Origin of the sequence: Parasphingorhabdus sp., from assembly GCF_965233695.1 — a bacterium.
Classification (GTDB): Bacteria; Pseudomonadota; Alphaproteobacteria; order Sphingomonadales; family Sphingomonadaceae; genus Parasphingorhabdus.
The window spans coordinates 3,290,096-3,314,721 of the sequence record NZ_OZ247497.1; the positions used below are offsets into that span (position 1 = coordinate 3,290,096).

The 24,626-nt window shown below is 51.2% G+C and carries 28 protein-coding genes; 15 read left to right on the forward strand and 13 right to left on the reverse strand.

The window, feature by feature from the left end; genetic code table 11:
• Nucleotides 1-20 precede the first annotated feature (20 nt).
• The 4 genes from hslU to ACO6S1_RS15610 form a co-directional block, all read right to left on the reverse strand.
• Nucleotides 21-1,322, reverse strand: coding sequence for an ATP-dependent protease ATPase subunit HslU (hslU, locus tag ACO6S1_RS15595; RefSeq protein ID WP_422343489.1), 1,302 nt, complete (start codon nucleotides 1,320-1,322; stop codon nucleotides 21-23).
• Between the two features lie 53 nt (nucleotides 1,323-1,375).
• Nucleotides 1,376-1,918 carry an ATP-dependent protease subunit HslV gene (gene hslV / locus ACO6S1_RS15600; RefSeq protein ID WP_422343490.1) on the reverse strand — a complete coding sequence of 181 codons (543 nt, stop codon included), beginning with the start codon at nucleotides 1,916-1,918 and terminating at the stop codon, nucleotides 1,376-1,378.
• Between the two features lie 159 nt (nucleotides 1,919-2,077).
• Nucleotides 2,078-2,326 (reverse strand): hypothetical protein, encoded by a 249-nt coding sequence (locus ACO6S1_RS15605; RefSeq protein ID WP_422343491.1) that lies wholly within the window; start codon nucleotides 2,324-2,326, stop codon nucleotides 2,078-2,080.
• A 499-nt stretch (nucleotides 2,327-2,825) separates the two neighbouring features.
• On the reverse strand, nucleotides 2,826-4,112 hold the full coding sequence (locus tag ACO6S1_RS15610; RefSeq protein ID WP_422343492.1) for an MFS transporter: 1,287 nt from the start codon (nucleotides 4,110-4,112) through the stop codon (nucleotides 2,826-2,828).
• A gap of 173 nt (nucleotides 4,113-4,285) precedes the next feature.
• Between ACO6S1_RS15610 and pgsA the strand changes: the two genes are divergently transcribed.
• Genes pgsA through ACO6S1_RS15625 form a run of 3 tightly spaced genes read left to right on the forward strand, consistent with a single transcriptional unit; the run spans nucleotide 4,286 to nucleotide 5,553 of the window.
• Nucleotides 4,286-4,837: a CDP-diacylglycerol--glycerol-3-phosphate 3-phosphatidyltransferase gene (pgsA, locus tag ACO6S1_RS15615; protein ID WP_422343493.1), complete on the forward strand. Its 552-nt coding sequence runs from the start codon at nucleotides 4,286-4,288 to the stop codon at nucleotides 4,835-4,837.
• Between the two features lie 12 nt (nucleotides 4,838-4,849).
• A complete protein-coding gene (gene moaD, locus ACO6S1_RS15620) occupies nucleotides 4,850-5,113 on the forward strand; it encodes a molybdopterin converting factor subunit 1 (RefSeq protein WP_422343494.1) in 264 nt (87 codons plus the stop codon).
• Nucleotides 5,110-5,553 (forward strand): molybdenum cofactor biosynthesis protein MoaE, encoded by a 444-nt coding sequence (locus tag ACO6S1_RS15625; protein ID WP_422343495.1) that lies wholly within the window; start codon nucleotides 5,110-5,112, stop codon nucleotides 5,551-5,553. The genes moaD and ACO6S1_RS15625 overlap by 4 nt, the downstream gene beginning before the upstream one ends.
• On the opposite strand, the gene ACO6S1_RS15630 is transcribed toward ACO6S1_RS15625, so the two are convergent.
• Nucleotides 5,550-6,473 carry a hydrogen peroxide-inducible genes activator gene (locus ACO6S1_RS15630; RefSeq protein ID WP_422346209.1) on the reverse strand — a complete coding sequence of 308 codons (924 nt, stop codon included), beginning with the start codon at nucleotides 6,471-6,473 and terminating at the stop codon, nucleotides 5,550-5,552. The genes ACO6S1_RS15625 and ACO6S1_RS15630 overlap by 4 nt on opposite strands.
• Nucleotides 6,474-6,625: 152 nt before the next feature.
• Between ACO6S1_RS15630 and epsC the strand changes: the two genes are divergently transcribed.
• The 3 genes from epsC (at nucleotide 6,626) to ACO6S1_RS15645 (ending at nucleotide 9,174) form a co-directional block, all read left to right on the forward strand.
• Nucleotides 6,626-7,330 carry a serine O-acetyltransferase EpsC gene (gene epsC / locus ACO6S1_RS15635; RefSeq protein ID WP_422343496.1) on the forward strand — a complete coding sequence of 235 codons (705 nt, stop codon included), beginning with the start codon at nucleotides 6,626-6,628 and terminating at the stop codon, nucleotides 7,328-7,330.
• The gene (locus ACO6S1_RS15640; protein WP_422343497.1) at nucleotides 7,330-7,686 is read left to right on the forward strand and encodes a DUF2794 domain-containing protein; all 357 of its coding nucleotides are present in this window, start codon (nucleotides 7,330-7,332) and stop codon (nucleotides 7,684-7,686) included. Before epsC ends, ACO6S1_RS15640 begins: the two co-directional genes overlap by 1 nt.
• A 132-nt stretch (nucleotides 7,687-7,818) precedes the next feature.
• A complete protein-coding gene (locus tag ACO6S1_RS15645) occupies nucleotides 7,819-9,174 on the forward strand; it encodes a porin (RefSeq protein WP_422343498.1) in 1,356 nt (451 codons plus the stop codon).
• 76 nt (nucleotides 9,175-9,250) lie between these two features.
• On the opposite strand, the gene phoB is transcribed toward ACO6S1_RS15645, so the two are convergent.
• The 7 genes from phoB to ACO6S1_RS15680 all read right to left on the reverse strand — a co-directional run bounded on the left by phoB (nucleotide 9,251) and on the right by ACO6S1_RS15680 (nucleotide 16,716).
• Complete coding sequence (gene phoB, locus ACO6S1_RS15650) at nucleotides 9,251-9,946, reverse strand: phosphate regulon transcriptional regulator PhoB (RefSeq protein WP_422343499.1); 696 nt, start codon at nucleotides 9,944-9,946, stop codon at nucleotides 9,251-9,253.
• Nucleotides 9,947-9,965: 19 nt separating this feature from the next.
• Nucleotides 9,966-10,676 carry a phosphate signaling complex protein PhoU gene (gene phoU / locus ACO6S1_RS15655; RefSeq protein ID WP_422343500.1) on the reverse strand — a complete coding sequence of 237 codons (711 nt, stop codon included), beginning with the start codon at nucleotides 10,674-10,676 and terminating at the stop codon, nucleotides 9,966-9,968.
• 29 nt (nucleotides 10,677-10,705) lie between these two features.
• Nucleotides 10,706-11,503 carry a phosphate ABC transporter ATP-binding protein PstB gene (gene pstB, locus ACO6S1_RS15660; RefSeq protein WP_422346210.1) on the reverse strand — a complete coding sequence of 266 codons (798 nt, stop codon included), beginning with the start codon at nucleotides 11,501-11,503 and terminating at the stop codon, nucleotides 10,706-10,708.
• A gap of 53 nt (nucleotides 11,504-11,556) precedes the next feature.
• A complete protein-coding gene (gene pstA / locus ACO6S1_RS15665) occupies nucleotides 11,557-12,825 on the reverse strand; it encodes a phosphate ABC transporter permease PstA (RefSeq protein WP_422343501.1) in 1,269 nt (422 codons plus the stop codon).
• Entirely contained in the window at nucleotides 12,818-14,200 is a 1,383-nt protein-coding gene (gene pstC, locus ACO6S1_RS15670; protein WP_422343502.1) for a phosphate ABC transporter permease subunit PstC, read from the reverse strand. The genes pstA and pstC overlap by 8 nt, the downstream gene beginning before the upstream one ends.
• Before the next feature lie 82 nt (nucleotides 14,201-14,282).
• Nucleotides 14,283-15,326, reverse strand: a complete 1,044-nt coding sequence (locus ACO6S1_RS15675) for a substrate-binding domain-containing protein (RefSeq protein WP_422343503.1) — start codon at nucleotides 15,324-15,326, stop codon at nucleotides 14,283-14,285.
• Between the two features lie 154 nt (nucleotides 15,327-15,480).
• Nucleotides 15,481-16,716 carry a sensor histidine kinase gene (locus ACO6S1_RS15680; RefSeq protein WP_422343504.1) on the reverse strand — a complete coding sequence of 412 codons (1,236 nt, stop codon included), beginning with the start codon at nucleotides 16,714-16,716 and terminating at the stop codon, nucleotides 15,481-15,483.
• 238 nt (nucleotides 16,717-16,954) lie between these two features.
• On the opposite strand from ACO6S1_RS15680, the gene ACO6S1_RS15685 reads away from it, so the two are divergent.
• The 4 genes from ACO6S1_RS15685 to ACO6S1_RS15700 all read left to right on the forward strand — a co-directional run bounded on the left by ACO6S1_RS15685 (nucleotide 16,955) and on the right by ACO6S1_RS15700 (nucleotide 19,660).
• Nucleotides 16,955-17,383 carry a hypothetical protein gene (locus tag ACO6S1_RS15685; protein WP_422343505.1) on the forward strand — a complete coding sequence of 143 codons (429 nt, stop codon included), beginning with the start codon at nucleotides 16,955-16,957 and terminating at the stop codon, nucleotides 17,381-17,383.
• Between the two features lie 107 nt (nucleotides 17,384-17,490).
• Nucleotides 17,491-17,769, forward strand: a complete 279-nt coding sequence (locus ACO6S1_RS15690; RefSeq protein ID WP_422343506.1) for an HPr-rel-A system PqqD family peptide chaperone — start codon at nucleotides 17,491-17,493, stop codon at nucleotides 17,767-17,769.
• 5 nt (nucleotides 17,770-17,774) lie between these two features.
• Entirely contained in the window at nucleotides 17,775-18,644 is an 870-nt protein-coding gene (locus ACO6S1_RS15695) for an HprK-related kinase A (protein WP_422343507.1), read from the forward strand.
• A complete protein-coding gene (locus ACO6S1_RS15700; RefSeq protein ID WP_422346211.1) occupies nucleotides 18,644-19,660 on the forward strand; it encodes a nucleotidyltransferase domain-containing protein in 1,017 nt (338 codons plus the stop codon). Before ACO6S1_RS15695 ends, ACO6S1_RS15700 begins: the two co-directional genes overlap by 1 nt.
• 1 nt (nucleotide 19,661) lies before the next feature.
• On the opposite strand, the gene ACO6S1_RS15705 is transcribed toward ACO6S1_RS15700, so the two are convergent.
• A complete protein-coding gene (locus tag ACO6S1_RS15705; RefSeq protein WP_422343508.1) occupies nucleotides 19,662-20,348 on the reverse strand; it encodes an HAD hydrolase-like protein in 687 nt (228 codons plus the stop codon).
• Nucleotides 20,349-20,445: 97 nt separating this feature from the next.
• On the opposite strand from ACO6S1_RS15705, the gene glmU reads away from it, so the two are divergent.
• Genes glmU through glmS form a run of 5 tightly spaced genes read left to right on the forward strand, consistent with a single transcriptional unit; the run spans nucleotide 20,446 to nucleotide 24,625 of the window.
• On the forward strand, nucleotides 20,446-21,795 hold the full coding sequence (gene glmU / locus ACO6S1_RS15710; protein WP_422343509.1) for a bifunctional UDP-N-acetylglucosamine diphosphorylase/glucosamine-1-phosphate N-acetyltransferase GlmU: 1,350 nt from the start codon (nucleotides 20,446-20,448) through the stop codon (nucleotides 21,793-21,795).
• Between the two features lie 6 nt (nucleotides 21,796-21,801).
• On the forward strand, nucleotides 21,802-22,044 hold the full coding sequence (locus tag ACO6S1_RS15715; RefSeq protein WP_422343510.1) for a hypothetical protein: 243 nt from the start codon (nucleotides 21,802-21,804) through the stop codon (nucleotides 22,042-22,044).
• A 41-nt stretch (nucleotides 22,045-22,085) separates the two neighbouring features.
• Complete coding sequence (locus tag ACO6S1_RS15720; protein WP_422343511.1) at nucleotides 22,086-22,418, forward strand: CopG family transcriptional regulator; 333 nt, start codon at nucleotides 22,086-22,088, stop codon at nucleotides 22,416-22,418.
• On the forward strand, nucleotides 22,415-22,783 hold the full coding sequence (locus ACO6S1_RS15725; protein WP_422343512.1) for a type II toxin-antitoxin system VapC family toxin: 369 nt from the start codon (nucleotides 22,415-22,417) through the stop codon (nucleotides 22,781-22,783). Before ACO6S1_RS15720 ends, ACO6S1_RS15725 begins: the two co-directional genes overlap by 4 nt.
• 18 nt (nucleotides 22,784-22,801) lie before the next feature.
• On the forward strand, nucleotides 22,802-24,625 hold the full coding sequence (gene glmS / locus ACO6S1_RS15730) for a glutamine--fructose-6-phosphate transaminase (isomerizing) (RefSeq protein ID WP_422343513.1): 1,824 nt from the start codon (nucleotides 22,802-22,804) through the stop codon (nucleotides 24,623-24,625).
• Nucleotide 24,626 lies beyond the last annotated feature (1 nt).

Genomic DNA, 24,626 nt, shown 5'->3' on the forward strand with positions numbered 1-24,626 from the left:
TCAACTGAAATTAAGCATTCTTATAACACATATTTGGACAAATCCGTGTCTTTAGCAACATCGGAGAGTTGACTGTCAACATAGGCGGCATCGACTTTGATAGTCTCGCCTTTGCGATCCTCTGCATCAAAGCTGATATCTTCCAACAGTTTTTCCATCACTGTCTGAAGCCGCCGCGCACCGATATTTTCGACTGTCTCGTTCACATTGGCCGCTATTTGGGCCAGTTTTTCAACCGCATCCTGTGTAATATCAATTGTGACATCTTCAGTCTGGAGCAGCGCCACATATTGCTTGGGAAGATTTGCCTTGGTTTCGGTTAATATCCGAACGAAATCTTCCTCGGTCAGTGCTCGCAACTCAACCCGGATGGGAAGGCGGCCTTGAAGCTCCGGAAGCATGTCGCTAGGCTTCGAGATCGAAAAAGCGCCGGATGCGATAAACAGGATGTGGTCAGTCTTCATCGGTCCGTATTTCGTTGCAACCGTGGTGCCCTCAATCAGGGGCAGCAGATCGCGTTGCACACCTTCGCGGCTTACCGAACCGCCGCGCACATCGCTGACCGCAATTTTGTCAATTTCATCCAGAAAGACTATGCCGTTGGACTCTGCATCGGTAATCGCGGCGCGAGCAATATCATCATCATCAAGCCGTTTGTCAGATTCTTCTTCAATCAGTTTGTCCCATGCATCTGCAACCCGCATCTTGCGGCGCTTCATGGGATTTTGACCAAAGGCTTTGCCCATCATATCGGACAAATTGATCATCCCTACCTGGCCAGACATGCCGGGAATATCCATTGGCGCACTGGGTGCGTCTTCAACCTCGATTTCAATCTCGGTGTCGTTCATATGATTATCGACGACCCGCTGACGGAAGCTTTCCCGCGTCGCTTCACTGGCATTCTCGCCGCATAACACGTCGAGCAAGCGTTTCATCGCAGCATCCGTAGCAGCATCACGCACAGCGGACCGGCGGCGTTCACGTTCCAGGCGCACGGCTTCCTCGGCAAGATCGCGGGCAATCTGTTCAACGTCGCGGCCGACATAGCCGACTTCTGTGAACTTGGTCGCTTCGATCTTGATGAACGGCGCATCGGCGAGCTTGGCAAGGCGACGCGATATCTCTGTCTTACCGCAGCCGGTGGGCCCGATCATCAGGATATTTTTGGGTGTCACCTCTTCACGCAATTCGGCAGGCAGTTTCTGCCGCCGCCAGCGATTGCGCAAAGCGACCGCCACCGCGCGTTTGGCATCTTTCTGCCCTACAATATGTTCATCAAGCGCCTTTACAATGGCCTTGGGAGTAAGATTATCTAGCATTTTTAACCTTTGATGGAGTCAAATTTTTCTGTTTAGACCAATGGTTCCAGTGACTATGTGCTGCTGTCCAGCACTTCCACAGTGACTTGATCATTTGTGTAGACACAGACGTCTGCCGCAATTGCCATCGCTTTTCGTGACAATGTCTCGGCATCTTTTTCATAATCGACTAACGCCCGGGCAGCGGCGAGCGCGAAGTTGCCACCCGATCCGATGGCCGCGATGCCTTGAGTTGGCTCCAGCACATCACCATTGCCGGTCAGGATAAGTGTTACTTCCTTGTCCGCGACGATCATCATGGCTTCGAGATTTCGGAGATATTTGTCGGTGCGCCAGTCCTTAGCCAGTTCCACGGCCGCGCGCATCAATTGCCCATTATGCCGCTCCAGTTTTGCTTCCAAACGCTCGAACAGGGTGAAGGCGTCGGCAGTGGCACCGGCAAAGCCTCCGATTACCGACCCGTCGTGAAGCTGCCGAACCTTGCGGGCATTGGGTTTCATTACCGTCTGCCCCATCGATACCTGGCCATCGCCAATCACGATAACCTTGCCATTTTTGCGGACGGATAGGATTGTGGTGCCATGCCATTGTTGCATGCCATGCTGCTGATTTTCTGTCATAAACCGGATATGGGAAATGTGGTGAACAAGTGCAACCGCTTGTGGTGCGTGACTGCCAATTAGTCTGTTCGTTTCCGTAGCAAAAAAAATGGCGACCAAAAGGCCGCCATTTCAAATTCAGTTAGCACCTAATAATCAGGGGCTTGTTGGATCGTCGTCGCTTCCGTCAGCAGCGATGATGATACCACCGATGACTGCAGCAGCAGCGAGAACAGCAATGATAATGCCTGATCCGCCTTCAAGTTTGCTTTCTTCGCCTGCAGATGCATCAGCACGAACAGGTTGAGAAACTTTAGCAACTGGCTGAGCAGCCTGTGCGAACACAGGTGTAGCAACCAGAGCCGAGGCTGCAACTGCAGCCATACCAATTTTACCGAAACGCATAATTTGCTCCTTCAGGGTTTCGCATCTCACTCAATACGAACCGCGCACTGCCATAACAATCGATTGAAATCAACCGCATTTATGCTCCTGGCATCGAATTTGAGCGGCTGTTGCAAAGATCACACAATATCATTTTCAGTCCATTTTGGATGATTCGCCAAGGCTCGTCTTTCGATAAAGAACTGTCCCATACTATGACAATCTGATTGAGCGATAAATTATCGATAGATTTGGACGGTAATAAATTGTTAACCAGTGAGTATGAAAAAAATGAGAACACGACCGCTGGTATTACGCAATGAGGGGGCTAAGCACCCTTTCCGTCTTAGTTTACCCTTGGAAGCGCTGGCCTTGGGCGAAGTGCAAGTCGCGCCAAAGCAGGCTGCAGCGTCGCCCAGAAAATGGCTGAATGAAGACACGAGTTTGTTCGTTCTAAGCTTTTCGGCATTTTTCACTGCCTTTTATCTATTCATATTTTAGTCTGGTGCAATCTGGTTGCTCAGTCGCATGCGAGGTGAAGTTGTTGCCCAAGCCAGGCGGCTACCAAACACATTGCCGCGACCAGTAAAAGCTGTTCAGTGGTCGAAACGCCTAACAGGCTTAGCCCCAATGCTGCCAACGCACCCAGCACCATACAGCCAGAATTGACTACATTATTGGCAGCGATCGTCCGCGCTGTTTCACTGATGTCAACGGTTGTCGTGAGGAACGCATAAAGCGGGACTACAAACATACCCCCAAATATTGCGACGCCAGCCAATGTTCCCAAAAGCGCCCAAGCCCCGTCATGCATCATGAAGGTGCTAAATGTATAAAGCTCCCCGTTGGGCAGGCCTTCCCATCCACGAGCGATAAAAAATAGAACCAAGACGAAAGCGCCCATGGCAAGAACGCTAAATGGTGCATAGCGGGCTGATACCTGGCTTTTCAACAAGCGGTTTATCAGGATAGAACCGACCGCGATGCCAATGGAAAACACTCCCAGAAAAAGGCTGGCGACAGCAGGTGTTGAAGTCAGGACATTTTCTACCAGGGGCGGAAACTGGATGATTAGCACCGACCCTATCGTCCAGAAAAAGCTTATTGCAACAATAGCAAGATAGAGTCGCCGGATATGTAAGGTTGCTGAAATAAGTTTGATTGAGGATCGAATGAAATTGAAATCGATCTTCTCCACTTCTTTTTGTGGTGGCGCGCTAGGGAGAAACTGTGCGCCAACCCGGCCAATGAGTGCCACGAAAAACACTGAAATAACGGCCAGTTCTACGCCATTCCCATTTCTATCGATGATGATGCCACCCAGGATGGTCCCCGCCAGAATGGCGATATATGTGCCAGCCTCAACCAGTCCGGTTCCTGCCAGTACTTCGTCTTTTTGCAAATGCTGTGGCAGAATTGCATATTTGATGGGGCCGAAGAATGTGGACTGGAGGCCAAGCAGAAACAGGGCTGTTAACATGATCGGCACGGATTGTATCCAAAGTCCAACGCCACCGATAATTGCAATGACAATCTCAAGTGTCTTGACCAACCGGGTTATTCGCGCCTTGTCATAATTGTCTGCCAATTGACCGGCGAGTGAAGAAAAAAGAAAAAAGGGTAGGATAAAAATCCCTGACGCCAGTGCATTGAACTGAAAATCCTGCGCCGGATCTTTGTAAATTCCGTAAGTCACCAAGATGACCATAGAAAATTTGAACAGATTATCGTTGAAAGCACCAAGCATCTGAGTGATAAAAATCGGCCAAAAACGGCGTTTAGCCAGAAGTCTAAGAGCTGATGTCATGCTGGAGATTTCCTGTTGTTGAATACTGACAGACAGGGGATAGGACGTGACGGCACAGTAGCGATGTTGTCGGGGAGCGCAAGGCGTTGAATTTCGAAAATAGGCTTGAGAGTGTCGGGATTACAAAGAGAGGATTTAACTTTGCTCCAAACCTCGTTATGGCTGCGCTCAATATGTTGAATCTTCCAAATATTTTGACGCTTTCACGAATTTTCACCGTGCCCTTTCTGGTGGCGCTCTTGTGGTGGCCCAGTTGGAAGCTGGGATATCTGCTTGCCACTGGCCTATATGCTCTGATGGCGATCACCGACTATTTTGACGGCTATCTGGCCCGGTCGCAGGGGACCGTTTCCAAGCTGGGTATTTTCCTGGACCCGATTGCTGACAAAATCATGGTGGCGTCAGTGATCCTGATCCTATGCGCGACCGGTGATATTGAAGGCTATAACGTGATCGCAGCGCTGATTATTTTGCTCCGGGAGATAGCTGTATCGGGCCTGCGGGAGTTTTTGGCGGGACTTCAGGTCAGTGTTCCTGTCTCGCAACTGGCCAAGTGGAAAACCACATTTCAACTTATTTCTCTTGGCGCGCTTATTCTGGCTGGTGGCTTGCCGCAGTTTCAATCTATTCAGATCGTCGGCATCTGGACACTATGGGCCGCTGCTATATTAACGCTGATTACGGGCTGGGACTATCTTCGCGTCGGCCTCAAGCACATGGATTAGGCAGCCACGATCATGCCGCATCAGATCAACATCGCTTATTTTGCCTGGGTCAAGGAGGGTTTGGGCCGTGATCAGGATATTATAAGCTATCCCGAAAATGTGGAAACGATCGGTCAGCTGATAGAATATTTGCAGAGCAAGGACGCGGTTTATGGGGATGTGTTTGCCAACTTGAAACGGCTGCGCTTTGCGCTGGATCAGGAATTCGCCGGATTGGATGCCAAGTTAAACAAAGCCAGTGAATTGGCGATTTTTCCTCCGGTGACTGGCGGATGATCAAAATAGAAATACTCGAAGATGATTTCGATGCTGGCGCTGAGATCAGGAAAGTTTCGGCACTCGGCGGCGGTGCAGTGGCCAGTTTTGTGGGACAGGTGCGCGGTGATGATAGGCTTTCTGCGCTGGAGCTTGAGCATTATCCGGCGATGACCAAGAAAGCTTTGCGCCAAATTGCCAATATAGCCGCTCAAAAATGGGACCTTCATGCTATTGTCATTGTGCACCGCGTCGGGCGACTTGCTGTCGGTGAACAGATTGTTTTAGCCTGTGCGAGTTCAGATCACAGACAAGCTGCGATCGAAGCGTGCTCGTATATAATGGACCAGTTGAAAACAGTGGCCCCATTTTGGAAAAAAGAGATAATGCAAGACGGCAGCGAAAGCTGGGTTGAAGAGCGCCAGTCCGATCTGGAAGCTGCGCAGAACTGGGAAGATTAAGCCGCTTTATCGCTAACCCAGCTTCGTCCCTGGCGCATAATCTCTGCCAACAGCTCAAACTCCTCTTTTCGCGGGCTGTTTTTACGCCAGACCAAGGCAATATCTCGATACGCGCGATCAGACTTTATTGGTCGTGCAATAATATCGGTGTGCATCAAAATACCGCTATCGATTGCCATTTTGGGTAGCAATGTGACGCCGAGCCCGTTGTCGACCATCTGTACCAGGGTATGGAGCGAAGTTCCCATCATGCGAGCAGAGGCACGAAGCTCAGGACGGTTACAGGCGGCTAGAGCATGGTCTTTCAAGCAGTGGCCGTCTTCTAACAACAGCAACTGGTTTTCGTCGATTAAGGCTGGATCCACCATCTTGGGCGGGTCTCGGGGATCGTCCTTCGGAAATGCGATAAATATTTCATCACTGAACAAAGTTTCTGACTCGACATCGCCACATGAAAAAGGTTGAGCTAACAGTACACAGTCTACTTGACCGTGGCTTAGCGAATCGCACGCAGCCTGGCTGGTTTCCTCCTTCAAATATAGCTTTAGCTCGGGCCGTTCTTTGCGCAGGCGAGGCAACAGTTTGGGTAGCAGAAAAGGCGCAATTGTTGGAATAACGCTCATCCTGATATCACCAACCAATGGCTGACCCGCGGATCGGGCCATATCGGAAAGTTCTTCGGCTTCGCGGAGGATTCGGTGCGCTTTCTCGACCATCTGTTTACCAAGTTCGGTAAAGCGCACAACACGGCGGGTGCGCTCGACCAGCATGACATCGAGCAGCGTTTCTAGCTCTTTAATGCCGGCGGAAAGCGTTGATTGAGTGACATAACACGCTTCTGCAGCCCTGCCGAAATGACCATGTTCTTCCAGTGCAACAAGATATTGCAACTGCTTGAGAGTAGGGAGGTAATTTGACACCATTTAATCCTTCGATGAATGACCGCGCAATAATTCAATATGGTAATAATTACGAATGCAAAATGGTCTGGTTTGAATGAGTTGCAAGAAAGGACTGGAATTATTGCTTCCCCAGTCTTAGTTTATCATTTGTAAAATCGCCGGAGAAGAATATGTTTCGGGAATTAGGTGAATATCTGGACTCAATAAAGGCGCGTGATCCCGCCCCCCGTTCTCGTTGGGAGGTGCTGCTTTACCCGGGAGTACTGGCGTTAGGATTGCACCGAGTGGCTCACTGGTTATATAAAGGTGAGCTCTATTTCTTTGCCCGTTTCGTGAATCATTTTTCCCGACTTTTCACAGCAATTGATATTCATCCGGGCGCCAAGATTGGCCGTCATTTATTTATTGATCACGGCTTTTCGGTTATAGGTGAAACGGCTCAAATTGGAGATAATGTAACTATCTATCAATGCGTAACACTCGGCGGAACTAATCCTACCAATGGTGTAGGCGGAAAAAGGCACCCCACAATTGAGGATGATGCGATTTTGGGATCTGGCGCTCAGATACTGGGTCCGATTACAGTTGGCAAACGATCGCGTATCGGTGCCAATGCGGTGGTGACACAGAATGTACCGGAAGGCGCAACCATGGTTGGCGTTCGCGCGCGTCCGACACTTGTTCAAGTGGAGCAGTATCAGGAAGAATTCACCCCTTATGGAACCCCATGTAGCGAAGTATTTGATCCCGCGACGCAAAAGCTCGAAATCTTGCAATGTGAAATGGAGCAACTGCAAAAGCGCATATCCGCCTATGCAGAGGGACGCGATAAGACAGATGATGACGATTCGGAAAGCAAACGAGATAGCGCCTGATGCGCTCTGAAAATTCCAACGTTTCATCTTTTCCCAATCGGAATGGATCTTCTGTTCAGGTAGGCTTTGAACGAAAAGAAATGGAACGTATTTTCAATCTTTACGGGCGTATGGTTGCAGCTGGCCATTGGCGTGATTATGCAATGGACATGGGTAAGGATGCGGCCATTTTTGCAGCTTTTCGCCGTACATCGGAAAGGCCTCAAATGCGGATCGAGAAGCGCCCGGCTGATCGCAACAAGCAAGGCATGTGGACGCTACATGGCGAGCACGGGCAAATATTGAAGCGGGGTCACGAGCTTGCCGGGGTGCTGGCGCCAATGGAGCGCCAGCTAATGAAACTGGTCTCAGAATGAAGCGCATTGACCCCATAATTTGAGCGAAAGTGCTTTCGTAAAAAAACTGCAATAAAACTGACGTTTTAACGAAACGAATCCATCATAGAGCCGTCACCAACAGATTTTCTATTGGTTAGGGGTCCTCGACACATGACATTCAAAAATATTCTCATCAGCGGTGCTGCTATGGCTGCGCTGGTTCCTGCTCAAGCATTTGCAGCTCCCATTTCTAACGAAGAAGCTGCAGCGCTTTTGGAGCGCCTCAATCAGCTCGAACAGGAAGTTGTAAACCTGCGCGCGCAGCTTGGTAATGTTGAAACCTTGCAACAACAGCAAAGCAAGCAGGTGGCTGAAGTCGAGAAAGTAGCGCAGGCTAAAGAAAAGACCAGCATCCAGTTCAAGGGTGCTCCAGAAATCAAAACCGACGATGGCTGGAGTTTCAAACCGCGTGGACGTATTCTCTACGATTTCAACAATCTTTCATCGGTACCATCGACTATCGCTATTCCTGGCGAAGGTTTCTCAAACGAAGCGCGCCGTGTTCGTTTGGGCGTGCAAGGCAAAATTCCAGGGGGGTTCGGGTATAAGCTTGAAGCCGATCTCTTGGACGGTGTTGAGTTAACAGACGCCTATCTGGATTATAAAACCGGTGGGTTAACGGTCACGGTCGGACAGCATAACAATTTTCAGTCACTGGAAGAAATATCCAGCAGCAACGACACCAGCTTCATCGAGCGATCGGCATTTACCGATGCCTTCGGTTTTGAGCGACAAGTCGGGATTTCGGCAGCGTATCAAACAGGCGATCTGCTACTCCAAGGCGGTGTGTTCACCGATAATATTGATGATTTGGGTGATGGTAACGACAGTATAGGGCTGGATGGCCGCTTTGTATTCGCGCCGAAACTTGGCGATGCACAGCTTCACCTTGGCGGTTCGATCCATTGGAAAGATCTGGGCGATGAAATAGATTCACTACGCTATCGCCAACGTCCGCTCATCCACAGCGTAGATACACGTTTCATCAACACGGGTAACATTGATGCTGAAGAACAGCTAACCTATGGTCTTGAAGCAGCGGTTATCTCTGGCCGTTTCCACGCCGCTGCCGAAACGCATTGGGCAAAGGTCAGTGGGCCAGGTTTAGCCAATCCCACCTTCTTTGGAGGTTCTATTGAAGCGGGCATGTTCCTGACCGATGACAGTCGCGAATATAAGGGCGGTGCATTCAAGGGCGTGAAAGTCAATAATCCAGTTGGTTCCGGCGGTTCGGGTGCTTGGCAGGTAAATGTGCGTTATGACCGGCTTGATCTAACGGATGCTGGGATTATCGGCGGCACGCAAGACGGTTACATGGCTTCCTTGATCTGGACGCCCGTCGATTATGTTCGTTTCCTCGTCAACTATGGCCACCTGTCTTATGGCAATGCTCTGGGTATCGTAACCGGAGCACCAGATGACTATTCTGTCGATGTTATCGGAGCGCGGGCTCAAATCGCTTTCTAGCAACCGCCAACAGAGAACATGGAAAAGGCCGGTTGTGACCGGCCTTTTTGTGTTATCGATAATGGGAAAAGCTACATTATGCGGCTTCGGTATCCAGAGCATATCCCGCAGAACGGACTGTCCGGATGATGTCCGGGCGCTGGTTCGCGTTTAAGGCTTTCCGTAGGCGCCGGATGTGAACATCGACGGTCCTCAGCTCGATGTCGCTATCCTGGCCCCAGACGCTATCCAGCAAACGCTCACGTGAGAATACCCAATTGGGGTGCTCCAGAAAATGGCGCAATAGTCGAAACTCTGTGGGACCCAAAGGTATGGTGTCACCATCGCGTTTCACTTTATGGCCGACAGTGTCCATTTCCAGATCACCAAAAGCCAGCTTCTCGCCAGCCAGAGCAGGGCGCACCCGCCTTAAGACTGCCTTTACTCGCGCGATTAGCTCGCGTGGGCTAAACGGTTTGGTGATATAATCATCCGCGCCGGTCTCCAGGCCGCGAATCTTGTCCTCTTCTTCACCGCGTGCAGTAAGCATTATGATGGGAATATTGGCGGTTTCAGGAGACCGGCGGAGGCGTCGGCACACTTCTATACCCGACAGGTTTTCAATCATCCAATCCAGAAGTATCACATCAGGCCGGTTCTCTTTGACCAACAAAAGCGCCTCTTCGCCATCAGCGGTATGAATGACGTCATATTCTTCTTTCTTGAAGTTCCATGACAAGAGTTCGGCTAGAGCTGCGTCATCTTCTACCAGTAACAGTTTTGCGTTGGACATATTTCTATCTCCTCTCGGTTCACTCTTCCATCAAATCGGTAGGGTTCTCACCGCGGTCACGTTCAGGCATGGGTTCACCTTTCGCGGCAAAATAAACCATTTCTGCAACATTGGTTGCGTGATCACCTATACGTTCGAGATTTTTGGCAATGAAAAGCAAATGAGCAGCTTCGCCAATATCTTTCGGGTTTTCGATCATGTAGGTTATGACAGAGCGAAAAATGCTGGTGTAGAAATCATCCACGATCTGGTCGCGCTCACTGACTTCCAGCGCAAGATCCGCATCGCGGCGAGCGAACGCCTCCAGCGAATCTCGTACGAGCTCAGAAGCTACATTTGACATGGATGGCAGCAATGATGCCGGCCCCAACTTATGCGTGCTGGCGATAACCGGCACACGCTTCGCAATATTTTTTGCATAATCGCCAATACGCTCGACGACGCCTGATATTTTGAACGTCGCGATTAGTTCGCGCAAATCGTCTGCCATCGGAGCTCGCAGTGCAATAGTCTGAAAGGTTAGTTCATCAATCCGTTTTTCGAGATCATCGATCAGCCTGTCGTCTTCCACCACTTCTGCAGCGAGTTTCAGATCATGTTTTTCCAGCGCGCGCATAGCTTTGGCGATCGCCTGTTCGCTGCGACCGCCGATTTCAGCAACCATGCCCCGTAGTTCGTTAATATCGGTATCAAAAGCTTTGACGGTATGTTCTGTGCCGCTATTTGGCATCTTTCGGGTTCCTTCCCCTTGTGATCAGCTTAGCCGTAACGTCCGGTAATATAATCCCGCGTTTTTTCCTCGGTTGGGTTGGTGAATATGTCCGACGTTACGCCATATTCCACCAGAGTCCCCAAATGGAAAAAGGCGGTACGTTGTGACACACGGGCCGCTTGCTGCATATTGTGTGTCACGATAACAATAGCATATTTTCCGCGCAACTCGTGGATCAGTTCTTCGATCTTTGCCGTTGCAATAGGGTCGAGCGCCGAACAGGGTTCATCCATCAGAATTACTTCTGGGTCGACGGCGATCGCGCGAGCGATGCAAAGCCTCTGTTGCTGACCGCCAGATAGAGCTGTCCCACTGTCCTGCAACCGATCAGCTACCTCGCCCCAAAGGCCTGCCCTTTGCAAGGAGGATTCAACGATATGATCTAGTTCGTCACTACTGCTGGCGAGTCCGTGAATGCGAGGTCCGTAGGCGATATTGTCGTAAATTGACTTGGGGAACGGATTTGGTTTTTGAAACACCATACCCACGCGTGCGCGCAACTGTACGACGTCCATGCTTGGAGCATAGATATCTTCGCCTTCAAGTGTGATATCACCGGTAACTTTCGCTATCGGAATTGTATCATTCATCCGGTTGAGGCAGCGCAAAAATGTGGACTTACCACAGCCAGAAGGACCAATAAATGCTGTTACATTGTCCATGGTAACGTCAATTGAGACGTCCTTTATGGCTTGTTTATCGCCGTAAAAGACATCGACATTACGAGTTGTCATTTTCAACGGACCTTCGCCGGCGGGGATGGCGGACACAGCAGATGCGGTCATAATCGGGCTTTCGCTTGAGCGGGTTTCATCAATTAGTTCAGTCATATCATCTTTTACCAGCGTGTTTCAAAACGATTGCGGAGATAAATTGCCAGAGCGTTCATAGTGAGCAGGAACACCAACAATACGATAATAGCCGCAGAAGTTTTCTCAACAAAGCCGCGATTGACTTCGTCTGACCAAAGGAAGATCTGCACCGGCAGAACCGTAGCTGGCTCGGTAATGCCGCCGGGCGGTGTCGCTATAAAAGCACGCATACCGATCATCAGTAATGGTGCCGTCTCGCCCAAAGCCCGTGCCATACCGATAATCGTACCTGTCAGGATGCCGGGTAATGCCAGAGGCAAAACATGATGGAACACGACTTGCATTTGGCTGGCCCCGATACCTAAAGCTGCCTCGCGAATGGATGGTGGCACGGCTTTCACGGCATTGCGACCTGAGATGACAATAACCGGCATCGTCATCAGGGCCAGAGTTAGACCCCCAACCAGAGCAGCGGATCGCGGCAATCCAAATAGATTAAGGAATACTGCAAGACCAAGCAGGCCAAAGATGATCGAAGGGACAGCGGCGAGATTGTTTATCGAAACTTCAATCAAGTCGGTAAACCGGTTTTTAGGTGCATATTCTTCCAAATACAGCGCCGATAAAACACCAATGGGAAAGGCGATTAACAATGTTATGAACATTGTGATCAATGATCCCTTTAACGCCCCCCAAATGCCCACTTGCATCGGATCTGTTGCATCGGAGTTGGTTAAGAAATTGGTGTTAAACCCGGTGGTTAACTGATCTTGTAACTTGGCTACCTTCTTCTCAGCGGTCGCGTTGCCGTCGCCTTTGTAAGCCACGTCAATTTCCGACTCAACGGGAAGATAAATTATGCTTTTTGACTCAATAATTTCTGGATTATCGAGGATTTTGGACTGAACGGCTTGCCAACCGCTATTTGAGAATAACTCCGTTCCTTGTTCGCCATACTGAATTTGAACACTCGCATCGACAATGTCTCGCAAGCCCAGCGTTTGCAGATTCGCGACGCCATTATTTCCTTCGAACTGACTGGCAGAAGCACCGCCAGTCATTGCCGGAAAGTCAATTTCAACTGGCAGTTCGGTCTGAGTAAAACCACGCAGTCCGTTGCCAACCATAACGATCAGCAAAAAGGCAAGAAAACCGGCCGACAAGACAATCGCGCCAAGGCCGAGTGCTTTGAACCGGCGCTCTGACGCATAACGCTTGCGAATGCGCTTTTGCATCGCATCGCCTTGCCAATCGGTCGGGTTGCGCTCTTCGACATATGCAACGGTGCTATTCATAAGCTTCCCGATATTTTTTGACGACCCGAAGTGCGATCAAGTTGAGGAGCAAAGTAACGATGAACAATACCAGACCCAATGCGAAAGCTGCCAGAGTTTTCGGGCTGTCAAATTCTTGATCGCCGGTCAGCAGCTGGACGATCTGGGTTGTTACTGTCGTTACACTGGAAAAGGGATTTGCTGTCATATTCGCTGCCAGACCTGCTGCCATAACGACGATCATCGTCTCGCCAATAGCCCGGCTGACAGCGAGTAAAACTCCGCCGACAACACCCGGCAGGGCTGCTGGAATGAGCACTTTTTTGATGGTTTCGCTTTTTGTTGCTCCCATTGCGAGGGAACCATCACGCATGGCGCTGGGTACTGCAGCAATACTGTCATCTGCCATAGACGAGACAAAGGGGATGATCATGATGCCCATGACGACCCCCGCCGCTAGCGCTGATTCCGAAGAGGCGCCGGAAATCCCAATCGAAACCGCAAAGTCACGTAAGGCAGGGGCCACGGTCAGTGCTGCGAAATAGCCATAAACAACAGTAGGAACACCCGCTAGCACTTCCAGTATCGGTTTCATCCAGGCACGGAAATTGGGCGGAGCATATTGGGTTAGGTAGATAGCGCTCATCAGCCCCAATGGAATCGCGACGATCATCGCAATGATTGCACCAATAAAAACGGTGCCCCAGAACAACGGGATTGCGCCGAAACCTGTTTCACCGCGAGGACCGGCAACTGCTTTCGGGTTCCATTCGGTTCCAAACAAGAAATCAATCGGCGATACCATTGAAAAGAATCGCGCTGACTCGAAAATAAGAGATGCAAATATACCGACCGTAGTTATCGTTGCGATAAGCGATGCGAGAAGCAGCGTCATCATTGTGACACGTTCGATTTTTGTACGTGCTCTCAGATCTGGCTTGATCCGCAGCCAAGCAAATGCACCGCATGCAAAGACCAACAGCAATGCTGCCACCATCCCGATCGTTTGATAATAGGAAATGGCTGTTTTGTAAGGGGCTACCATGCCTTGTGACAGGGGATTAAATGCTTGGGCTTGCTGTCCGGATGCTATGGATCTTGCTTCTGCCAGAATTGCGCCACGTGCGAATTGATCTTGTGGCAGTTGTTCTGCCGCCGGACTGGCAAGAGCGGCATCGGTAACAAGGGCAGGGCTTGCAATACTCCAGATGACAAGGAACAAAAGAGCCGGCCCGATTGCCCAAAGCGCAACATACCAGCCATGATAGGTGGGGAGCGAATGAATGGCTCCCCTCTTGGTAACGGTTGCGGAAAAGCGGTTTGCTTTTACACGCCCAAAAAACCAAGCAACACCGCCAAGAATAATGATCAGGAGAAAGAGAATAGAGCCTGTCACAGTAAATTACAGATCCTTGGTTCGGAGTTGAAAATAGTGGAACGCGAATCGCTTAAAGCAGCAACCCGCGTTCCGATAGATTTTATTTCAATTCAGTACCGGTCAAAGTGGGCATGTCTTTTGCTGCCGAAACCATCTGTGAACGTACATCATCTGGTGATGCAATCAGACCCGCCTTCACGAGATAACCGTCTTTTCCGCCGGCATTTACAAACTCGGTCACATATTCTTGGAGTCCAGGAATAACATTAATATGCTGTTTCTTGGCATAAATGTAGAGTGGGCGTGCGCCAGGATATTCTCCAGAAGCAATCGCGTCATAAACAGGCTCGACACCGGATACGGCAACACCGCGAACGGCATCTGTATTCTCTTCAAGAAAACTATAACCAAAAATGCCGAGGCTATTTGGATTGGCTTTAAGCTTTTGAACGATCAAATTGTCATTCTCACCAGCATCAATATAAGCACCGTCGGCACGCACATCGTGACAAATAGCGTCATATTCGTCTTCATTGGTGTCTTTCAGCGCCTTGGTCTCAGGATCTGTCTTGCAACCCACTTCCATGATCAGCTCGGTCAGCGCATCGCGTGTGCCTGATGTTGATGGAGGGCCATAAACGCTAATCGCAATATTTGGCAGGGAAGGATCAATATCAGACCAATTTTTGGTTTCATTCTTTTTACCAAATGGGCGCTCGGCAATTGCTTCATAAATCTGCGTCGGGGTCAGCTTGATGGCCGGACCTTCATTGGCTTGGGCGATTGCGATGCCATCAATGCCAATCTGTATTTCGACCACATCGGTGACACCATTTTCCTTGCACATTTCAAACTCGGTCGCCTTCATCCGCCGAGAAGCGTTGACGATGTCCGGTGTATTCGCACCAATTCCGGCGCAGAATAGCTTCATTCCGCCACCAGTTCCGGTTGATTCCAAAATTGGAGAGGTGTTGGCACCGCCTGCACTAAATTGCTCTGCGACTGCTTTGGCAAAAGGGAACACAGTTGAAGACCCGACGATTCTGATTTCACCTCGGTTTCCTCCTTGTCCGCCTGATGCTTGGTCCTGACAAGCAGCCAGCGCTAGTGTGGATACCGCCAAAAGAGCGATTTTCTTAAACATTTTTAATATCCCCGTTTTCTATGGAATGTTCAGGTATCAGCCAAGAATCGGTTTTGATCTCGGGCCGGCTGAGCACGGTTTAAAAGTGGCCAGTGTCCTAATAGTTACAATTTTGTTACATATATGTGACAAGCGCCCAATCAGGTGCTGTCAGTCATGATTTAATTGTTGGCAGTAAAACCGAGACGGTCGTGCCTACGCCCAACTCACTGTTTATTTCCAATCGTCCGCCATGCCGTTCCGATATATGTTTGACAATGGCAAGGCCAAGTCCGGTGCCGCCGATGGACTTGCTACGGCCTTTATCGACACGATAAAAACGTTCCGTTAGCCGCGGAATATGTTCGGGCGCTATTCCATCGCCTTGATCTGTGACAGATAACCGTAGCATCGAGCTGTTTCGATTGGGCTCTACACTTACGGAAACCGGCTTCCCGCGATGCCCATATTTATAGGCGTTGCTCACCAGATTATGGAGCAATTGTGAAAGCTGCGCATAGTCACCCTGAATCATCGGGATGTTATCTGGTAACAAAACCTGAAAATCATGATCCTTTTTTGATCGCCCGTTGAGAAAGACGTTTTTAACGTCCGAAACTAACTCGGCAAGATCAACGGGCTCTGAAGGCAGTTGATATTTTTCAGCCTCGATCCGAGACAACGACATGAGGTCTTCGACGAGCCGCTGCATGCGATCGGCTTCTTGATACATGATCTGCAAGAACCGGGTGCGGGTTTTTTCATCCGCACCGGCATCCGGATTTTCTAGTGTTTCGATGAAGCCTTTTATTGCTGCCAATGGTGTGCGCAATTCATGACTTGCGTTGGCAACAAAATCAGTACGCATCCGCTCTGCTGCATATCGACTGCTTTGATCGGAGAGCTGTACAAGCTTCAATCCGTCATTCAGTGCATGAATGCGCAGTTCCCAACGTTGATCTGCGCTACCTACTCCAACCAGCAAAATGGGCTCACCGGTATGTTCTGCATTCGGATTAGCAAGGCGGTCTGCTGCGGCGGGATGACGAATGGCAACTCGCACATCTTCGTCGATTATATGATGGCCGAGAAAATTCTTGGCAGCAGGATTTGCCGCAGCGACTTTCGCGTTGCGGATCAATAATATTGGATCTGTTATAGGGTCGATAACATCTTGATAAGCTTCTGCACGTCCCTCGTACAACAGCCGCTTTTTCTGCCTTTCCAGCGCGTTGATATCCGGTTGCGGTGGTGTGCGGTTTTCCAGCGCCATGATGGCGAGAGCGGCAACCCCAAATGCCGACATAATGATAATTTTGGTCAAAGCTTCCGAAGCTTGTGCAGCAACAACAGCTCCGCCAATAATGAAGAGGATCGCGAAGATCAGTCGAAATGGCGAAATAGGGTTCATAATAGCGGTGGTATCGTTTTCCAGTCAGCGGTGTTTACGCCAGATTGCTGAAAAACAGCAATGATAATGGTGTGGAGCATATTTCAAACTGCATGTACATTGTCGATACGTGCGCACAACTCCTTAAACATTTTGTTTGTTTTGTCCCGATTATGGACGTCAAATTTATGTCCGGACTGTTTACTCGCATTTAATCGTTTTTCCCTCTAAGGGCGAGAAATAGAGGAAGAATTGTGCGATGACGGATAACCAGAAAGAGCAAGGTAACAGTTTGGGATCACAAGATGATTCTATAAATCCTGCAATTGTAACACGTCGCCGCGCATTGATGATGGGCGCTGTTACTGCCTCTGCTGTCGTAAGCATCAAGCCGGCATTGGCGCAAACGGCTGGATCAGTTCTGAATTGCGAAATTCCCGTGCCGGGAAATCATGCGGCGGGTGGTTATATTGGTTCTGACGGTAAAATTGTCTCCCCGGATACGCCGGGAGCATTTCCTCCGGCGGGCCGCAATTTTACCGGTGAAGAGGTGAAACGAGCAATGAATGGCCGCTCTCTGCCAGGAACCTCTTATGACCAGTCAAAGGCCTATGTAAATTACATTCGCCGACTGCAATCAGGACAAAGCGGCTTTACATGCTATGCCTCTTTGCAAATGCCGCGATAGCCAAAGGCAATTTTCTCGGCTGGAAGGCCAAGGCTTATTAAGAAATTCCTGCTATCGGCATGGCTTGTTTTGAATGACTTGTCGTGATCAGGAATAGTATCGCAACCATGAACCAGTCTTATCGTGCCATCGCCTCTCAGGACGTGATCCTGCATCCGCTCGACAGTATGACCCTGATTTTTCAGAAGTCATCGGGGATTACGCATATGGTTGCAGATCCTGTACCCGCCATTCTTGAAGTTATGGCGCAAGATGTTCTATCGGCCGACGCTATCGCTGTACGATTGGCCACTAATTACGATCTCGAAGATAGCGGGGATACGATAGATATCGTGCTTGCGCGTTTGATTGAGCTGCTCGCCCTTGGTTTGGTTGAGCAGGTTTAGCGTAAGTGAACAGACTCCATAAACTTTACCTGACTGTTGGTCCGGCTCGCTTCAGGCTAGTTTCGGCATGGTCGGAACCTTTAGACCAATTAGCGCAGCTTTATAGGGATTACCCGGCGTCACAAGACGGTTATGCGGATTTTACTGTTCGACTAGAGCCGGAAAAACCGTGGCGACGCTATATCCGTCCATCGGTGCATATCTCGGGTGACTATTGGCTGCCCGATGCAGCACCACTGCCGCTCAGCCAAAGTCTGTTAGCGGCTGAAATGGGTATGAATCTGCAAATGGCTCTGGGGTGGCGACGGCACTTGTTGTTACATGCCAGCAGTGTCGAAAAAGACGGTAAGGCTTTGCTAATGACCGGGTTGTCCGGTTCCGGAAAATCGACGCTTTCCGCCATGCTCGCCGAAAAAGGCTGGCGCTTCATGGGTGATGAGTTTGCTTTGCTCAATCCGGACACCGGCATGTTCCATAGCTTTCCGCGCCTGATCAGCCTTAAAAATGAGGCAATCGCGGCGATGCAAGCGATTCTGCCAATAAACCGTTTCGGTCCCATGATGAAGGGGACGCCTAAAGGCGATATTCGTCATATCATTCCGCCGTTGAACGCAGTGAACAGGATGAAGGAAACTGCCAAACCCGCCTTGTTGCTGTTTCCCCGCTTCGGTTATGACCCGGTTCTGCGCGATATGGGGAAGAGCGAGATTTTCGTCCGCTTGACGCAGGCTTCAACCAATTATGTCGCAATTGGCGAGACAGGCTTTCGGGCGCTGACAAGATTTGTCGATACGGTTCCAACCAAGGCCATGGACTATCAATCGGGTGAGCAGGCCGAAGAAATGATCGACAGTTTGTGGAGTAAGCTCCCATGATGCGAAATGCTCAGCCGTTGGTCGATGCGTTGCGCGAACCCGAAACTGTCTTCTCGCTTGACGGGGCAGGGTGGACTGACCTGATCAGCATTGCCCGGGCAGAGTCTCTCATCGGCAGTCTGGCCCACCGTTTGGCAAATGTTTCTGTGCCGAAAGAGGTTAAACCCGTTTTGGAGGATGCGATTCAAGCCACCGATCTTGCGCGGTTACAAGCGCTTTGGGAGGCAGATTGCGCGCGGCGAGCGCTTGCTCCGCTCAATTGCAAGACCATCTTGATGAAAGGCACAGCCTATGTTGCGGCCGATTGTGATGCCGGGATCGGACGGAGCATTGGTGATCTGGATATCATGGTTGATCGCGCGCAGTTACCCGCGGTTGAAGAGGCTTTGCTCGATGCCGGATGGGGATGGGTAAAGCCTGATCCTTATGATGATCAATATTATCGCGAGCATATGCACGAGTTGCCACCGCTAATTCACCGCGAACGCGACCGGATGATTGATGTGCATCATACGACCTTGCCGTTAACCGCCAAACCCACGCCAAATGCGCAAGCGATGCTTGATGCCGCAATAAAACTGGATTCGGGCCTCTATGTTATGGCTCCGGCCGATATGCTGCTTCATTCAATCGCGCATCTGTTTGCCGATGGTGACCTAGCCGGGGGGCTTCGGAACTTGTGGGATATTGACCGGCTGGTCCGACAATTTTCTCAGGCCGATGGCGAGTTCTGGATGGAATTGGGCAAGCGGGCCAAATTGCACGGGTTGGAACGGCACCTCGCACGGGCCATGCGACTGGCAGCGCAGCTTTATGATACACCCGTCGACAAAACACATGCTGGCCCTGCGATCTTTGCTGACAATATTTACATCCGCCGTCTGTTGGCGCGTGATGGCTGGGGGCGAGAAACCCGAAAGTTCACACGGCAAGCCTTCTATATTCGCTCTCATTGGCTCAGAATGCCGCCGCTCATGCTGGCGGGCCATTTATGGACAAAGTGGCGTAATACTTAGCCTAAGAGCCTAGCTTGACCAAGGTCGGTACAAGCTCGTCATAATGATCGATAATCGCATCGGCGCCGAGTTCTTCGACAGGCTGATGCAAAAAGCCGAAACTTACCGCAACGTTTGCAATACCGGCATTTTGTGCTGCTTTAATGTCAAATATACTGTCGCCAATAAAGGCCGCTGGCGTTTGGTCCACCTCTCCGCCGCAGCGCCGGATCATTTCGTCAATCGGATCGCGCTTGGGCTTGCTGCGTCCTTTGCCCATTGTATCACCGCCAATGACGGTGACGAACCGGTCGATCATACCGACGTTTGTGAGCAGCTTCACTGCGAGGTTTTCAAATTTATTGGTGACCACCGCCAGTTTGACGCCCTGATCTTGCAACGCATCCATGGCTTCGGCCAGTCCCGCAAAAGCCGGCGCATTATTGCCCAGATTGGCTTCATAATGATCGATCAGGACGGGCATCAGGCTTTTCACTTGCTCCTTGTCACTGCCGCCCGACTGTTCGAGCGCCATTTCCAGCATATGACGTGCGCCCATACCCACCAACGACCGGATGGATTGATCGTCCACTTGCGGACGGCCGGCACCGTCGAGCGCGTGATTGAGCGAGGCGGCCAGCTCCATGCTGGTGTCGAGCAGGGTGCCGTCCAGATCAAAGCCAATGATATCGAAAGAAATTTCTGTCATAGCCTCTGCATAGAACCGATCTTGCTGGCATAAGCAACCGCATCATGGCATGGGGCGCAAATTCAGCGTTTGGAACAGGATATTCGGAGTTTTTGGCATGAGTGACCGTCCTTTAGCAGCCATTATATTAGCCGCCGGTCAAGGCACGCGGATGAAATCGGAGACGCACAAGGTGCTGCACCCGATTGCCGGCAAGCCCATGCTTCATCATCTGCTCGATACGGTTGATTCAATCGGCGTCGAACGCACGGTTGTGGTCGTTGGTGCGCGGCGCGAGCAGATTGAGGCGAGCGTTGAAGGGCGCAATGTCGCCATTGCCGTGCAGGACGATCAATTGGGCACGGGCCATGCGGTCGCGCAGGCCCATGATGCGCTGAAAGGCTTCGCTGGTGATGTGCTCATCCTTTACGGTGATGTTCCGATGGTTAGCGCCGCGACGATGCAGGAGATGATTTTTCGCCTGAATAACGGGTCCGATCCGCGCGCGGTTGTGCTGGGTTTCCGCCCCGATGACGCCGGCGCCTATGGCCGGATCATCGCCGATGATCAGGGCGAAATCGAAAAAATGGTAGAGTTTAAAGATGCCAATGAGCAGGAACGAGCGGTCAATCTGTGCAATAGCGGCCTGATGGCGGCGCGCTCGACCGATTTGTTCATTTTGCTCGACCAGATCAGCAATGATAACGCGGCTGGCGAATATTATCTGCCGGACATTGTCATGTTGCCGGGTCAGCAAAGCGCTGTGATCGAAGTGGATGATCCAGCAGAGGTAGCCGGTGTAAACAGCCGGTCGGAACTGGCTGCGGTTGAAAGTGAATGGCAAGGGCGTCGCAGAGCAAAGGCAATGGCAGATGGCGTTAGCCTGATTGCACCAGAAACCGTTTGGTTTTCATATGATACAGAAATATCTTCAGATGTTGTCGTAGAACCCAATGTCATTTTTGGCCCTGGTGTTACGATCGCGAGTGGCGCAAAAATTTATGGCCATAGTCATATTGAAGGGGCAACAATAGGTCCCGATACCAATGTCGGCCCCTTCGCGCGTTTGCGCCCGGGTGCAGTACTGGAAGAAGGCTCCAAGGTCGGTAATTTTGTAGAAATGAAAAAGGCGGTGCTGGGCAAGGGCGCCAAGGCCAATCATCTAACCTATCTGGGCGATGCCGAAGTGGGCGAGGGCGCCAATATCGGCGCGGGCACAATCACCTGCAATTATGACGGCTATTTTAAATATAAGACGAAGATCGGCAAGGGCGCGTTTATTGGATCGAATAGCGCGTTGGTGGCACCGGTGACGATTGGTGACGGCGCGATAGTCGGCGCTGGCGCGGCGCTGACCAAGGATGTTGAGGCTGGCGATCTGGCGCTGGTGCGGGCGGAACAGACCGCGAAAAAGGGCTGGGCGGATCGGTTTAATGCGGTGAGTGCGAAGAAGAAGGCTGGGAAGTGACGGCTTGTGGAGAAGGCAATTGTCAAAAATACCGCTGAGACAGAAGCTAAAGGATTAGCGGGCCGGCACGGTCTAGTTTTTGGTTGGACTACCCCTTCTGTTACGCAGGTATCGGTGATTGGCGCGACCGATGATGATTTGGCCGTGAATGTGTTTTTTGAAGATTTGGATCGGGATTTTTGGTTTTGTGAAGCTGTTTTAGAGTTTTATGACGATGGAGTAGAGGCTGAATTCCAAGTAGATATTTAACCGGGCATTGACATGATATCATGATATGATATCACTATATCATGACTCGCATACTCGCCGATTTATCTGAAGAAGATGTCCTGTGGCTCGACGCTCAAGCGGCGGCGCAGGGGACGTCGCGGGCGCAATTGCTTCGTGACGCGGTAGCGGCGTTTCGGGCGGATGCCTCCAAACAGGGAATCGAGAAATATTTCGGTATCTGGCGCGACCGCCGCGATGTCGGCGATCCGGTTGCCTGGCAGCGGCGCGAGCGCGCTTCGTGGACGCGGCCCTGGGACCCTGATTACTGGGATGTGCGCAAGGAATTTCCCGACCTTTTCGACGCTAATGATGACCGCGAGGCCGAGCGCTATCGCAAGAAGGGCGCCTCGTGAACGAAGCGGTATTCGACAGCAACATCCTGTTTGACGCGCTTAATGATGTTGGCCGTGCCAATGTCGAGCTGCAGCGTTATGACCGCCGCTATGTCAGCCGTCTGACCTGGGTTGAAGTGCTGACCCGTGCATTGCCGGATGATGGCGACCGGGCGGAGGCGTTTCTCTCCTTTTTCAATGTCATTGAGGTCAATGAAGAAATCGGTCGGCGCGCTGCCTTGCTGCGCAGCGACCGGCGGCGGCTGAAAACCATGGACGCTGTCATTCTTGCCTCTGCCCAGCTTACCGGGCGCATCCTGATCACACGAAACACGCGCGATTTTCCGGCGGAAATGCCGGGCATACGCGTTCCCTATACTCTTTAAGAAGAAAGCTTCAGAACTATGTGCGGAATTATCGGAATTGTTGGCAAGGATGCGGTCTCGGATCGTCTCGTTGATGGCCTGAAGCGGATGGAATATCGCGGCTATGATAGCGCTGGCGTCTGTACGGTTCATGATGGCCAACTGATCCGCCGCCGCGCTGAGGGCAAGCTGATCAATCTGGTCGAGGTGCTGAAAAAAGACGATGCACCGGGCATGATTGGCATTGCCCATACCCGCTGGGCCACCCATGGCGCGCCGACAACAAACAACGCCCATCCGCATGCGACCAGCGAAGTTGCATTGGTCCACAACGGCATTATCGAGAATTTCAAGTCACTACGGGAAGAATTATCGGCGCGGGGTCGAAGCTTTGAGAGCGAGACCGATACCGAAGTGGTTGCCCATCTCGTCAGTGAACTAGTCGAAGCGGGCAGGTCTCCGCAGGAAGCGGTGCAGTCGGTTCTCCCGCAATTGCGCGGGGCTTTCGCGCTGGCCATTGCTTTCAAGTCCAATCCTGATCTTTTGATCGGCGCACGGCTCGGCTCGCCACTGGTTGTTGGCTATGGTGAGGGCGAAACCTATCTTGGCTCTGACGCGCTGGCTTTGGCACCATTGACCCAGAAAATCGCCTATCTCGAAGAAGGTGATTGGGTCGTTATCACCAGCGGTGGCGCGCAGATTTTTGACAACGCCAATCAGCCAGTCGACCGAGAGGTTACCACATCGGGCGTATCCGCTGCGACGATCGAGAAGGGGCAATATCGCCACTACATGCAGAAAGAGATTTTTGAACAACCCACAGTGGTTGCGCAAACCCTGCAAAGCTACATCCGGCCGCTCGAACAGCAAGTGGCTCTGCCGCAGATGGATTTTGATCTGAAGGATATTAAACGGATTACCATCGTCGCTTGCGGGACCAGCTATTATGCCGGGATGGTTGCCAAATATTGGTTCGAGACTTTTGCGCGCGTTCCGGTGGATTTGGATGTCGCATCAGAATTCCGCTACCGCGATCCGGTGTTGGAACCCGGCGGTTTGGCGCTTTTCATTTCCCAGTCGGGAGAGACGGCCGATACGCTCGCTGCGCTGCGCCATAGCAAGGAGCAAGGGCAGAAAATTGCGGTGGTGGTGAACGTCCCGACCAGTTCGATGGCACGAGAGGCTGACCTCTTGCTACCCACGCACGCTGGTCCGGAAATAGGTGTGGCTTCGACCAAGGCCTTTTCTTGTCAGCTCGCCGTACTGGCCGCGCTGGCCGCACATCTCGCCGTGGTCAAAGGCAAGATGACCCGTGATGAAGAGCATGAAGTTGTCGAGCATCTGACCGAAGCACCAGCTGCATTAAACGCAGCGCTCGCCCATGACGAGGACATAGCCGATATGGCGCATCTCATCGCGCCGGCACGGGACGTGCTCTATCTGGGCCGTGGTCCGGATTACCCGCTGGCACTGGAAGGAGCGCTGAAGCTAAAGGAAATAAGTTATATCCATGCCGAAGGCTACGCATCGGGCGAAATGAAGCATGGGCCTATTGCGCTGATTGATGAAGCGGTGCCAGTGATTGTGCTGGCGCCTTCAGGGCCGTTATTCGAAAAAACGGTTAGCAATATGCAGGAAGTGATGGCGCGGGGTGGCAAGGTCGTGCTGATATCCGATGCCGCCGGTTTGGCCGAAGCCGGTGAGGGATGTATGGCGACTATCGAGATGCCAAAGGTTCATCCACTTATCGCACCGCTCGTTTATGCCGTGCCCGTACAGTTGCTTGCCTATCATGTGGCGGTTGCAAAAGGTACGGATGTTGATCAGCCCCGCAATCTCGCGAAATCGGTAACTGTGGAGTAGA

Excerpts from the sequence above, each read along its gene's own strand:
- hslU (WP_422343489.1), bottom strand. The coding sequence starts at position 1,322 with ATGCTAGATAATCTTACTCCCAAGGCCATTGTAAAGGCGCTTGATGAA.
- hslV (WP_422343490.1), bottom strand. The coding sequence starts at position 1,918 with ATGCAACAATGGCATGGCACCACAATCCTATCCGTCCGCAAAAATGGC.
- ACO6S1_RS15605 (WP_422343491.1), bottom strand. The coding sequence starts at position 2,326 with ATGCGTTTCGGTAAAATTGGTATGGCTGCAGTTGCAGCCTCGGCTCTG.
- ACO6S1_RS15610 (WP_422343492.1), bottom strand. The coding sequence starts at position 4,112 with ATGACATCAGCTCTTAGACTTCTGGCTAAACGCCGTTTTTGGCCGATT.
- pgsA (WP_422343493.1), top strand. The coding sequence starts at position 4,286 with ATGTTGAATCTTCCAAATATTTTGACGCTTTCACGAATTTTCACCGTG.
- moaD (WP_422343494.1), top strand. The coding sequence starts at position 4,850 with ATGCCGCATCAGATCAACATCGCTTATTTTGCCTGGGTCAAGGAGGGT.
- ACO6S1_RS15625 (WP_422343495.1), top strand. The coding sequence starts at position 5,110 with ATGATCAAAATAGAAATACTCGAAGATGATTTCGATGCTGGCGCTGAG.
- epsC (WP_422343496.1), top strand. The coding sequence starts at position 6,626 with ATGTTTCGGGAATTAGGTGAATATCTGGACTCAATAAAGGCGCGTGAT.
- ACO6S1_RS15640 (WP_422343497.1), top strand. The coding sequence starts at position 7,330 with ATGCGCTCTGAAAATTCCAACGTTTCATCTTTTCCCAATCGGAATGGA.
- ACO6S1_RS15645 (WP_422343498.1), top strand. The coding sequence starts at position 7,819 with ATGACATTCAAAAATATTCTCATCAGCGGTGCTGCTATGGCTGCGCTG.
- phoB (WP_422343499.1), bottom strand. The coding sequence starts at position 9,946 with ATGTCCAACGCAAAACTGTTACTGGTAGAAGATGACGCAGCTCTAGCC.
- phoU (WP_422343500.1), bottom strand. The coding sequence starts at position 10,676 with ATGCCAAATAGCGGCACAGAACATACCGTCAAAGCTTTTGATACCGAT.
- pstB (WP_422346210.1), bottom strand. The coding sequence starts at position 11,503 with ATGACCGCATCTGCTGTGTCCGCCATCCCCGCCGGCGAAGGTCCGTTG.
- pstA (WP_422343501.1), bottom strand. The coding sequence starts at position 12,825 with ATGAATAGCACCGTTGCATATGTCGAAGAGCGCAACCCGACCGATTGG.
- ACO6S1_RS15675 (WP_422343503.1), bottom strand. The coding sequence starts at position 15,326 with ATGTTTAAGAAAATCGCTCTTTTGGCGGTATCCACACTAGCGCTGGCT.
- ACO6S1_RS15680 (WP_422343504.1), bottom strand. The coding sequence starts at position 16,716 with ATGAACCCTATTTCGCCATTTCGACTGATCTTCGCGATCCTCTTCATT.
- ACO6S1_RS15685 (WP_422343505.1), top strand. The coding sequence starts at position 16,955 with ATGACGGATAACCAGAAAGAGCAAGGTAACAGTTTGGGATCACAAGAT.
- ACO6S1_RS15690 (WP_422343506.1), top strand. The coding sequence starts at position 17,491 with ATGAACCAGTCTTATCGTGCCATCGCCTCTCAGGACGTGATCCTGCAT.
- ACO6S1_RS15700 (WP_422346211.1), top strand. The coding sequence starts at position 18,644 with ATGCGAAATGCTCAGCCGTTGGTCGATGCGTTGCGCGAACCCGAAACT.
- ACO6S1_RS15705 (WP_422343508.1), bottom strand. The coding sequence starts at position 20,348 with ATGACAGAAATTTCTTTCGATATCATTGGCTTTGATCTGGACGGCACC.
- glmU (WP_422343509.1), top strand. The coding sequence starts at position 20,446 with ATGAGTGACCGTCCTTTAGCAGCCATTATATTAGCCGCCGGTCAAGGC.
- ACO6S1_RS15720 (WP_422343511.1), top strand. The coding sequence starts at position 22,086 with ATGACTCGCATACTCGCCGATTTATCTGAAGAAGATGTCCTGTGGCTC.
- glmS (WP_422343513.1), top strand. The coding sequence starts at position 22,802 with ATGTGCGGAATTATCGGAATTGTTGGCAAGGATGCGGTCTCGGATCGT.